Source organism: Streptomyces sp. NPDC093225, from assembly GCF_044753805.1.
Taxonomy (GTDB): Bacteria; Actinomycetota; Actinomycetes; order Streptomycetales; family Streptomycetaceae; genus Streptomyces.
Map to the genome: position 1 here is coordinate 1 of NZ_JBIVNX010000021.1, position 11,300 is coordinate 11,300.

At 72.2% G+C, this 11,300-nt stretch carries 7 protein-coding genes and 1 pseudogene; 5 read left to right on the top strand and 3 right to left on the bottom strand.

Annotated features, from left to right (window positions below):
• The 4 genes and pseudogenes from ACIQCH_RS20230 to ACIQCH_RS20245 form a co-directional block, all read left to right on the top strand.
• A pseudogene (locus ACIQCH_RS20230) lies at positions 1-170 on the top strand (ABC transporter ATP-binding protein); the annotation flags it as partial.
• A complete protein-coding gene (locus tag ACIQCH_RS20235; protein ID WP_402582639.1) occupies positions 157-1,080 on the top strand; it encodes an ABC transporter permease in 924 nt (307 codons plus the stop codon). The pseudogene ACIQCH_RS20230 and the gene ACIQCH_RS20235, both read left to right, overlap by 14 nt.
• A gap of 322 nt (positions 1,081-1,402) precedes the next feature.
• The gene (locus ACIQCH_RS20240) at positions 1,403-4,738 is read left to right on the top strand and encodes a S8 family peptidase (RefSeq protein WP_402582641.1); all 3,336 of its coding nucleotides are present in this window, start codon (positions 1,403-1,405) and stop codon (positions 4,736-4,738) included.
• A 142-nt stretch (positions 4,739-4,880) separates the two neighbouring features.
• Positions 4,881-5,894 (top strand): BtrH N-terminal domain-containing protein, encoded by a 1,014-nt coding sequence (locus tag ACIQCH_RS20245; protein ID WP_402582643.1) that lies wholly within the window; start codon positions 4,881-4,883, stop codon positions 5,892-5,894.
• A gap of 149 nt (positions 5,895-6,043) precedes the next feature.
• On the opposite strand, the gene ACIQCH_RS20250 is transcribed toward ACIQCH_RS20245, so the two are convergent.
• The 3 genes from ACIQCH_RS20250 to ACIQCH_RS20260 form a co-directional block, all read right to left on the bottom strand.
• Positions 6,044-7,345: an acyltransferase gene (locus tag ACIQCH_RS20250; RefSeq protein ID WP_402582645.1), complete on the bottom strand. Its 1,302-nt coding sequence runs from the start codon at positions 7,343-7,345 to the stop codon at positions 6,044-6,046.
• Positions 7,346-7,347: 2 nt separating this feature from the next.
• Positions 7,348-9,435, bottom strand: coding sequence for a bifunctional polysaccharide deacetylase/glycosyltransferase family 2 protein (locus ACIQCH_RS20255; RefSeq protein ID WP_402582807.1), 2,088 nt, complete (start codon positions 9,433-9,435; stop codon positions 7,348-7,350).
• Positions 9,436-9,636: 201 nt separating this feature from the next.
• The gene (locus ACIQCH_RS20260; RefSeq protein ID WP_402582647.1) at positions 9,637-9,906 is read right to left on the bottom strand and encodes a hypothetical protein; all 270 of its coding nucleotides are present in this window, start codon (positions 9,904-9,906) and stop codon (positions 9,637-9,639) included.
• 279 nt (positions 9,907-10,185) lie between these two features.
• Between ACIQCH_RS20260 and ACIQCH_RS20265 the strand changes: the two genes are divergently transcribed.
• Positions 10,186-11,121 (top strand): glycoside hydrolase family 16 protein, encoded by a 936-nt coding sequence (locus tag ACIQCH_RS20265; RefSeq protein WP_402582649.1) that lies wholly within the window; start codon positions 10,186-10,188, stop codon positions 11,119-11,121.
• The last annotated feature ends 179 nt before the right edge of the window (positions 11,122-11,300 follow it).

Genomic DNA, 11,300 nt, shown 5'->3' on the forward strand with positions numbered 1-11,300 from the left:
GCCTCGCCCAACGCGTCGTACTGCTCTCCTCACGACCCGGCCGCATCGCCAAGGAATGGACCGTGGACATCCCGCAGCCACGCCGCATCGAGGACTCCGCCGTCGCGGAACTGTCCCTCGAGATCACCGAACACCTGCGTGGGGAGATCCGCCGCCATGGCCAGCACTGACACCACCCCGGAGTCCACCGACACCACTCCGGAGGCCACCGGCAAGGCCGGGCCGGACGACCTGGGCGGCCTGGGCGCCGGCCTGGACGCCCTCGACGCGGTCCAGACCCACCGCACCCCGGTGCGCGAGGTCCTCGTCCGGAAGGTGCTGCCCCCGCTCCTGGCCGTCGGCCTCGTGCTGCTGGTGTGGCAGGTCCTCGTCTCGGCACGGGTCACCGACGAGACCAAGCTCCCCGCCCCGTCCGCGGTGTGGGACAGCCTGACCGACATGTGGGTGCAGGGCACGCTCCTGGAAGTCGTCTGGACCAGCGTGTCGCGCGGCCTGTTCGGCTTCCTGCTGGCCCTGGCGATCGGCACCCCGCTGGGACTGCTCGTCGCGCGGGTGAAGGCCGTCCGGGCCGCGATCGGCCCGATCCTCCAGGGCCTGCAGTCCCTGCCCTCGGTCGCCTGGGTTCCCCCGGCCGTGCTCTGGTTCGGCCTCGACGACGCCATGATGTACACCGTCATCCTGCTGGGCGCCGTCCCGTCCATCGCCAACGGCCTGGTCTCCGGCGTCGACCAGATCCCGCCGCTCTACCTGCGGGCCGGCCGCACCCTGGGCGCCACCGGACTGCTCGGCGCCCGGCACATCGTCATGCCGGCCGCGCTGCCGGGCTACCTCGCGGGCCTGAAGCAGGGCTGGGCCTTCTCGTGGCGCTCCCTCATGGCCGCCGAGATCATCGCCAGCTCCCCCGACCTCGGCCTGGGCCTGGGCCAGCTGCTCGAGAACGGCCGCAACAACATCGACCTCCCCGGCGTGTTCCTGGCGATCTTCCTGATCCTCGTCGTCGGCATCGCGATCGACCTGCTGATCTTCAGCCCCCTCGAGCGGTACGTGCTGCGCAGCCGCGGCCTGCTGGTCAGGACCTGAGCGTGCGGGCGGCCCTCCCGGGGCCGCCACGCAGCAGCGGCGGCCCCGGGAGGGCCGCCGCAACCATGTGTGCACGAAGCACGGCCGGAACAAGCGTCTACGAGCCCCGAAGCCGGCGCCGTTCGGGTCCCCGGCGCCGACGAGCGGTCTCGCCGTCGGCGCCACACACCAACTCGGCCGACACCCGAACCACTTGAAGCACGGGAAATGACCCGCAGGGCCATGTGATCTGCCGGACAAGAGAACTGAATGCCCCCCACACGCGTGTTACTGATCGACCTTTTGGCATGCGCATGAGAGCGGGGGATCACAGGTGGTACCTGTGGCGAAAGTGAGAGGGGCGGCAGTGGCCGCCACGGTGGCGGCGGCGCTGGTCGCCGGGACGGCGGCGGCCACGGGCCAGCCGGCGCCGACCGTACGACCCACCGCACACCAGGGAGCGAAGGCACCGGCAGGACCACCGGTGACCGTCACCCTGGTCACCGGCGACCGCGTCGCCGTCGGCGCGGACGGGGCGGTGGTCCGGATCGACCGCGCCAAGGGCCGTGCGGGCACGGCCATGTCGATCCGGCGCACGGCCGGGCACACGTACGTCATCCCGCAGGACGCGCTGCGCCTGCTGGGCGAAGGGGTGCTGGACAGGCGGCTGTTCGACGTCGCCCGACTGGCCGCGGACGGCTTCGACGACGCGCACCGCGACGCCCTGCCGCTGATCGTCTCGTACCGGCGGGACACCTCGGGGGCCAGGGTGCCCAGCGCCTTCGGCGAGGCGCTGGCCGACGTCGCCCGCGACCGGCGCGCGCTGCCCGCCGTCGACGGCGAGGCCTTCGAGGCGCCCAAGTCCGGTGTCCCGGCCCTGTGGTCCCGGCTCGCCGGTCGGGCATCCGCCGGCGCGACCGCGCGGCAAGCGGCCCCGATCGCCCACCTGTGGCTGGACGGCAAGGTCCGCGCCGCCCTCGACAAGAGCGTGCCGCAGATCGGCGCCCCCGCCATGTGGAAGGCCGGTTACACCGGCAAGGGCGTCAAGGTCGCCGTTCTGGACAGCGGGGTCGACCAGACCCACCCCGACCTCCGGGGCGTGGAGCTGGCCGAGAAGAACTTCACCAGCTCCCCCGACGCCAAGGACCGCTACGGCCACGGCACGCACGTGGCCTCCACCCTCGCCGGCTCCGGCGCCAGGTCGGGCGGCCGGTACAAGGGCGTCGCCCCCGGCGCCCGGCTGCTCGACGGCAAGGTCCTCGGCGACGACGGCTTCGGCAGCCAGTCGGGCATCGCCGCCGGCATGCAGTGGGCCGTCGACCAGGGCGCCCGGATCGTCAACATGAGCATCGTCGCCGACGACGGCCCCGAGGTCGACCCGATGGAGGAAGCGGTCGCCCGGCTCTCCGGCAAGGCCCTGTTCGTCGTCTGCGCGGGCAACGAGGGCGACAAGCCGGGCACGATCACCTCGCCCGGCAGCGCCCCCGCGGCGCTCACCGTCGGCGCGGTCGACAAGCAGGACCGGCTCGCGGAGTTCTCGAGCCGCGGCCCGACCGCCACCGGCCTCGCCAAGCCCGACATCACCGCGCCCGGCGTCGACATCGTCGCCGCCAAGACCACCCAGGGCGGCGAGCCCGCCGGCAACGGCTACACGACGATGTCGGGCACCTCCATGGCCACCCCGCACGTCGCGGGCGCCGCCGCCCTGCTGCTCCAGCAGCACCCGGGATGGAACGGCGCCCGGCTCAAGGCGCTGCTGACCGGCTCGGCCAAGCCCCGTCCGGGGCTGAACGCCCTCCAGCAGGGCGCCGGTCGGGTGGACCTCTCCCGGGCCCGCACCGCCTTCGTCGTCTCCGAGCCCGGCTCGCTCGACTTCGGCACCCAGCTGTGGCCGCACGCCGACGACAAGCCGCGCGCCAAGGCCCTCACCTACCGCAACCACGGCACCAAGGCCGTCACGGTGACGCTGTCCGCGGCCGGCACCGACGCGGCGGGCCGCCCGGCCCCGGCGGGGATGTTCACCGTCAAGGATGCCAAGCTGACCGTCCCGGCCGGCGGCACCGCGACGACCACCGTCACGGTCGACACCCGCAAGGGCACCGCCGACGGCTCCTTCGGCGGCACCGTACTCGCCGCCGGGGGCGGGCAGTCGGTGCACACCGGCCTCGCCGTCCAGCGCGAGACCGAGTCGTACGACGTGGCCGTGCGCCACCTCGACGAGAACGGCCGGCCCGCACCCGGTTACGCCACCACGCTCACCAAGGCCGGCTCGAACGGGATGGAGCGCCTCGACGTGCCCTACGACCCCTCGGGCACGGCCGTCAAGCGGCTGCCCAAGGGCGACTACCAGCTGGAGAGCCTGGTCACCAGCCCCGGCAACGACAACCGCATGGCCGTCTTCGTCCAGCCGGTGCTGAAGGTGGCCGCGAAGACCACCGTCACCCTCGACTCCCGCAAGGCCAAGCCCTTCGTCATCACGGCCCCGGACCGCAGCGCCAAGCTGGTGAGCGCCACCGTCGGCTACTACGACCAGGCGGCGGGCGTGACCGGCAGCTGGGTCGTGGACGGCGCGACGAAGTTCCGCACCGCCGCACTCGGCCCGGCGGCGACCGGCGTACAGGCGCAGCTGTCCGGCGTCTGGCGGTCTCCCGCGGCCCCGACCACCGACTACCGGCTCGCCTTCCAGCGCACCGGCAACTGGTTCACCGGCCTGACCCGCACCGTCGCCCGCGCCGACCTCGCCGAGGTGAAGTTCGGCTTCGGCGCCTCGGTCCCCGGCGTCAAGGGCCTCGTACAGATCACCGCGTCGACCCCCGAGGGGTTCAGCGCCGGCCCGATCACCACGATGGAGCGGACCCTCCCGCTGACCGGCACGCAGTACATGAGCACCGGCGGCGTCCGCTGGAGCTGGTCCGCCTCGCAGGCCGACGCCCACGGCGACGTGCGCATCGTCCACTACAAGAACCGGGTGTCCTACCGGCCGGCCGGGCGCTACACCCTGGAGTTCAACACCGGCGTGGTCGGACCCGACCTGGGCGCCGGGTCCGGCGCGCAGGGGGCCGAGCGGTACGGCAACACGATCGACGCCAACCTGCCGCTGTTCGTGGACGGCGCCGGTCACGAGGGCAGCTCCGTCGCCACCGGCGGCTTCAGCCGGCTGGAGTCCGGCGGCCGGGTCCTCGCCGAGGGGGCACCCAACGACTGGGTGAGCGCAACCGACGTCCCGGCCGCCTCCGCGGTGTACCGGCTGACCAAGGAGGCCACCCGGTCCGCCAAGGACACCTCCACCAGCACGAAGGTGACCGGCGTCTGGACGTTCACCTCGGCCCGCCCGGCCACCGACCGGAGCGTGAAGCTGCCGCTGTCGACCGTACGGCTGTCGCCGAAGCTGGGCCTGACCGGGACGGCGAAGGCCGGCAGCACCCTGAAGGTGCCGCTGCACGTGGCCGGCGCGGCCGCGCCGGCCGGGCAGCTCGCGTCGCTGACCGTCGACGTCTCCTATGACGGCGGCCGGACCTGGCACCGGCTGGCCGTGGCCACCGATGCCACGGGCGCCCGCTCGGTGACCGTCAAGCACCCGGCGGCCGCCGGTGGCGTGACCTTCCGGGTGGACCTGAAGGACAAGCAGGGCAACACCGCGCGCGAGACGATCGCCAACGCCTACCGGCTCGTGCGGTGACCTGAGCCCACGGCGACGCACCACCCCCGGCCCGGCCCCGCACCCGCGGGGCCGGGCCGGTCCGCGTCCCAGCACGACTGCCTCCCCTGCCACCGCCGGCACCGCCGCGTCCGGATCCCGGCCGCCCGCCTAGGGTGTGCACATGACTGTGCTCGTGTACGAAGACTTCGAAACCGGACGCCACCGCGAGGCCTCCCTGATCCGGCGTGCCGTGGGCAGCGTCCACGACGAGGAACTGGTCGCCGGCCTGGCCGGGGGCATCGGCTTCATGTACTTCGTGTTCGAGTACGCGGGCCGGCCGCCCATCGCCACGATCGTGGCGCAGGCCCACCCGGAGCCGTGGGTGCAGGTCGCGCTGGGTCGCCTGGGGATCCCGTACGAGGCCACGCGCGCGATGAACCCGCGATGGGGCCGCGTCCGCGCGGCGCTCGACGGCGGGCAGCCCGCCTTCTGCGTCGTCGACCGCTCGTCCCTGCCCTGGCACGAGGCCGACCCCGACGCCGGGCTGACCGGCACGGACGCCCACACCGTGGTGATCGCCGGGTACGACGGCGACGACCTGCTGGTCGACGACGGGGCCCCGACCCCGTACCGCATCGACCGCGAGGAGTTCGGCGCCGCCTGGACCGCGCACCGCAAGGGCCGTCACCAGCTGGTCGTGCCCACCGGTCCGGCCGAGGGGGAGCCGGACGTGGCGGGGGCGATCGCCGCCACGATCACGCACCTCACCGGGCCGGTGCTGGGCAACGCGTTCGACGTGAACTTCGGCTTCACCGGCATGGAGAAGCTCGCGGCCGAGCTGCGCGACCGCGACACCTCAGCGGGATGGGAGCACCGGTTCGGCGGGTCGCCGGAGGCCTTCCGGGCCGGCACCGGGCGGCTGTACTCCTGCCTCGAGGAGCAGTGGACCGCCCCGGCCGCCACCCGCCCGCTGTACGCCGACTTCCTCGACCTCGTCGGCCGGCCGGAGGCCGCCGCGCTGTTCCGGGAATCGGCCCTGCACTGGTCCCGGCTGGCCCTGCTCGCCCGCGGTGCCGACGCGGACGCCGACGCCGGGGCGCGCCGCGCGCTCTTCGAGGAGTGCGCGACGCACGTGGACCGCTCCCTGGACCTGGAGCGGCGGGCGGTGACGGCACTGCAGCGGAAGCAGCCATGACACCACCTACCTGGTGATGCTGCACACCGCCCCCGGCCCCGCCCCCGTCGCCGGGGGCGGGGGCACGCTCGACGACGGGGACCTGGAGGCGATCCGGGAACCGCTCGCGGCGCCGCGGTCACGCCGCCTCGGCCCGGGCGCGGCCCCCGTCAGCCGGCGGCCCGGCGCCTGCCCCGTCCGCGGCGCGGGTACGGCAGGAGCCGCGGCGGGCGTTTGGCGGCCACGTCCTCGACCCAGCCGAAGGTCAGCACCAGCAGGACGAGCAGCGGGATCGCCACGAGGAGCGTGAACCACGGGCTGAGCAGGAGCCACTGGAGGTGGTCGTAGAAGAACCGGACGCTCCAGAGCGGGTCGATCAGCGGGACGGCGACCACCAGGGCCGTCTCGTGCCAGAGGTAGACGCTGACGGCGCGCGAGTTGAGCAGGCTGACCAGGCCGTTCCAGCGCTCCAGCGGCCTGGGCCACTGCTCCCAGGACGGGCTGACGTGGAGCAGGAGGGCGACGAAGCCGAGGGACCACAGGGCCTGGGCGATCGGCCAGGACTCTATGTCGGTCGGCTCGGTCGGATCGACCGGCCGGGTCTGCAGGTACCAGAAGCCGGCCACCATGATCAGCGGTGCGACGGAGGGCAGGACGTACTGCGGGATCTTCTTGAGCAGCCCCTCCTGGTGGGCCATGCCGAGGATCCAGCAGGAGCCGAACATGGTGAAGTCGTTGGCGGTCTCCCAGACCCTGCTGTAGACGAACTCCTGCTCGGCGAAGAAGGTGTTCATGACGATCGACAGCGCCAGCGGGGTGAACAGCGTCACCACCGGGAAGCGGCGCAGCGCCCGGAGCATCAGCGGGGAGAGCAGGACGTACCAGAGGTAGGCCCGGAGGTACCAGAGCGGGACGATGATCTGCGCGGCCCAGGACTGCTCCACGTGGTGGTGGAAGCCGGCCAGCTCGTCCGCGTAGGGCGGGGTGCTCAGCGGCAGGATCCAGAAGGCCAGCTTGGCCCACCACCAGGTGGGGTGGCCCTCGGAGCGGGGGCCCCAGCCGTCGTAGATCTGCAGGGCGATCATGAGGGCGCCGAACAGCCACATCGGGGGCAGCAGCCGGCGCAGTCGGCCGCGGATCACGCCGAGGGCGGGACGGCTGAGCGAGCGGGCCATCAGCGAGCCGGCCAGCGCGAACATCACGCCCATCGACGGGAAGGCGAGCGGCAGCCAGGCCCAACCGAAGTTGTGGTAGAGCACCACGCGGACCAGTGCCAGCGCGCGCAGCAGGTCGAGGTAGCGGTCCCGGCCGGTCTTGCGCCGCGACGGGGCCTCCCCTTCCGGCGCCGTCTCCGGCTCCGGCACCGGCTCGGGCTCGGGCTCCGGCAGGGCGCGCGGATCGGATCGCAGCCCGGCGGGGACCCTCAGCTGGAGGGTGTCCCGGGAGCGCCAGAAGTCAGTGGACGAGGTCACGGTCAGGCCTCCACCGGTGCAGCGACCTCGCCGGTGCGCCGGAGCTTCTGCCAGCGCAGTCGGCCACCGGTCATCGCCGTGATCGCGGACTGCAGCAGGACGACGTACATCAGCTGTCGGTAGACCAGCTGCTGGATCGGCAGGCTGATCAGGTGCCAGGGCTTCTCGCGGTCGAGCCGGAAGGCGTACCAGGACAGGGCGGCCTGGAGCAGGATGAAGCCGCCCCAGCTGGTGAGGGTGAGCGGGGCGTCCCCGAACAGCACGCCGTACAGCAGGAACAGGTCGACCAGCGGCGCCAGCAGCGGGGCGACCACGCCGAACAGGACCACGAGGGGCAGCCCGAGCCGGCCGAAGCGCCCGGCGGGGCCGCGGGAGGTGACCGCGCCGCGGTGCTTCCACATCGCCTGCATGCTGCCGTAGCTCCAGCGGTACCGCTGGGACCAGAGCTGCTGGAGGCTGGCGGGGGCCTCGGTCCAGGCGCGGGCGTGCTCGGCGTACACGATCCGCCAGCCGTCGCACAGCACCGCGATGGTGATGTCGGTGTCCTCGGCGAGGGTGTCGTCGCTCATGCCGCCGACCTGCTGGAGGGCCTCCTTGCGGAAGGCGCCGACCGCGCCGGGGATGGTCGGGATGACGCCCAGCATGTCGTACATCCGGCGGTCCAGGTTGTGGCCGAGGACGTACTCGATGTGCTGCCAGGCACCGATCAGGCTCTCGCGGTTGCCGACCTTGGCGTTGCCCGCGACCGCGCCGATCGCCGGGTCGCCGAAGGGCTGGACCAGCTCGTGCACGGTGGACGGCTCGAAGACGGTGTCGCCGTCCATCATCACGATGATGTCGTGCGAGGCGGCCGCGATGCCGGTGTTGAGCGCGCTGGACTTGCCGCCGTTGACCTTGCGGATCAGCCGGACGAACGGCAGGGCCATCTCCTCGACGATGTCGGCGGTGCCGTCCGTGGAGCCGTCGTCGATGACGATGACCTCGATCGGATGGTCGCTGGCGGCCAGGGAGTGGAGGGTGTTGGCTATGCACTCGCGCTCGTTGTAGGCCGGGACCAGGACGGTGACGGGTCCGGTGACGGGCGCTCCCCAGGCGTCCCGCCGCTTGGCGCGGCGGGCGTGGACCGGTGCGAGGACGAGCATCAGCGCGAACCGGCCGAAGTTGAGGAAGCCGACGACGGCCAGCAGCCCGACGAGGACCGGCAGGGTGCGCACGGCGAACTGGGTGGCCCAGATGAATCCCTTGCCCGCCCACAGCCGGTACCCGTGCACCGGCACGGTGGCGCTGGAGGCGCCGAGTGCCTCGGAGATGGTGGTGAAGCGGTAGCCCTGGGCGTGCAGCCGGTCGATGATCTGCCCGAGCGCGGTGATGGTCTGGGTACGGTCGCCGCCCGCGTCGTGCAGCAGGATCAGCGCGCCCGCGCCCGGCTTGCGGGGCATCGCCGCCTTGACGATCTTCTCGACGCCCGGACGCTTCCAGTCGTCGGTGTCGCGGTCGATGAACGCGGTGAGGTAGCCGCGCGCGCCCACGTACTTGATCACCGGATAGTTCCAGTCGTCGAGCGCCGAGGCGTCGGAGGAGTACGGCGGGCGGAACAGCGCGCTGTGGACGCCCGCGACGCCGGCGAGCGCCAGCTGCGTCTGGGCCAGCTCCCAGCTGATCCGGGCGTGGGACTGGTACACCAGGTCGGGGTGGGTGAAGGTGTGCACGCCGAGTTCGTGGCCGTCCGCCACGATCTGCTTGATCAGCTCCGGGTTGCGCGTGGTCATGGCGCCGGTCACGAAGAAGTCCGCGCGGATGCCGCGGGCCTTGAGCAGTTCCAGGATCTTCGGGGTCCACTTCGGCGAGGGGCCGTCGTCGAAGCTCAGGACCGCGGTGCGGTCGGGGATGCGGTAGCTCACGGGCTGCTCGTTCTTGGTGCCGCGCGCGTCGATGACCGGACCGCCCTTGAGGAGGTGGTGCGGCACGGTCGTCTTGTCGACCGAGATGGCGATGCGGGAGTCGTGGAACGCCTCGTTGTTGGCGAGGCCGCGCAGGACGAGGAGCGCGAGCAGGCAGGCGAGCAGGGACAGCGGCATGAAGAAGCGCAGCGGTGGCGCGGCCAGTCGGCGCGGCCTCAGCAGGGACTGCCGGCGGCGCTGGTGGCGGGACAATGACGCTCCTGGAGACGGGTGGTGCGGGCGGGGGCGCCGACCGCACCTCGGGGGCGTCCAGGGTCGGAACGACGAGGACGGCGCTGACGACGGGGTGGGCGCCGGCGGCGGCGCTACGGGGCTACGGGGGCTACGGGGCTACGGGGCGGGCGACGTCGAGGGCTGCGGGGGCACGCCCATCGCGGGGGCGTCCGCCTGCACACCGACCAGGCTGCTGCCCATGGCGACCGCCAGGATCGCGCCGACCACGGAGACCGGCCAGCCGAAGCCCCGCAGCAGACGGCCGCGCAGACCCGACTGGTCGACGAAGACCGGCGCGGGAGCAGGCCCCGCAAAGCTCGGATCGGACCTTTCAGGCTGCGCCTGAAAGGCCGGTCCGCGTTCGAAGGAGGGAATGACTGGGCGCACCTTGCGAGGCCTTTCAGTGCAGGGTACGTAGACCACGGAATCGCAGGGCGAACGCTAGTGCACCGGGCTTCATCGGCTTGGGGCCGATGTCTGGATTTGACGCGATCTGCTCAGTTGCCGTAATCGGATCGAAATGACAATTGGCAATACCGATCGGTAAGCGTGCGGATACGGCCGCCGGGCGTGGGACTTTAGGATGACCCCCTCGTGTGATCAGCCATTGGTCCTCGTGTAAAAGGGCGTGTTCAGGTACCGCCTTTCACCCATCAAGGAGCCCGTGTGAGCCACCCCCGCCGCACCTCTCGTCGCCGCGCGTGGACCGCGCTCACACTGCCCGCCTTTCTGTGCGTACTGGCCGCGTGTTCCGGCGGCCCCGTGGACGACGGCGCCGCGCCCGCACCCACCGCCCCGCCGACCCCGTCCGGACCGCCCGGAACCCTGTTCGACACCTTCCGGTACGACGGGCCCGACGACCCCGCACTGGCCGCCCACGGCTGGGAGGTCCGCACCGGCGGGGGCGGCCCCGGGATCAAGGACACCTGGTCCACCGGCGCCGACTTCCCCTCCGACACGAGCGCCCGGGGCGGCCGGGTCCTGCGGCTGCAGGCCTCCACCGACGGCACCGGGTCGGGCACCAGGCAGGTCGAGGTGCAGAGCACCGGCACCCCCCTGTTCACGGGGACCTTCGCCGCCCGGGTCCACCTCAGCGGCGAGCCGACGAGCGGTCGCAACGGCGACCACGTCGTCCAGACCTTCTACCCGATCTCCGCCTCGGACGCCTCGACGGACTACAGCGAACTCGACTACGAGTACATGCCGAACGGCGGCTGGGGTTCGGTGGGCCCCCAGCTCGACACCACGAGCTGGTACCGGGCCGATCCCCCGGACCGGGTCACGCACGCGCTCAGGCGCGACCTCGCGGGCTGGCACACCATGATGATCACGGCCATGGACGGAAAGGTCACCTATTCCCTGGACGGCAAGGACCTGTTCACCAGCTCCGGCAAATACGTTCCGCGCGAGAAGATGGACATCCACTTCAGCAACTGGTTCATCGACCTTCCTTTCACCGGCGGTCCGCGCACCTGGGACATGAAGGTCAACTGGTTCTACTACAAGGCCGACGAGGCCGTTTCCCTGGCCGACGTCGAGAAAACGGTGGACGGTTTCTACGACGCCGGCACCGACTACGTCAACACCGTGCCGAAGTCCTGAGCGCGGTAAGGGATTCGACGGCCTCGATTCGTTCAGGCGATCGGTTCCGGAACCGTGAAGTGCGGTGTGCGCAGTGGGCGTTGTCCTGTTCGGACGACGCCCACTTCGTGTACCCGGCCGTCACCCTGCGGTGTCCGGCTCGTTTTACGGGCGATGTGACGACGACCTACCAGGAAGGC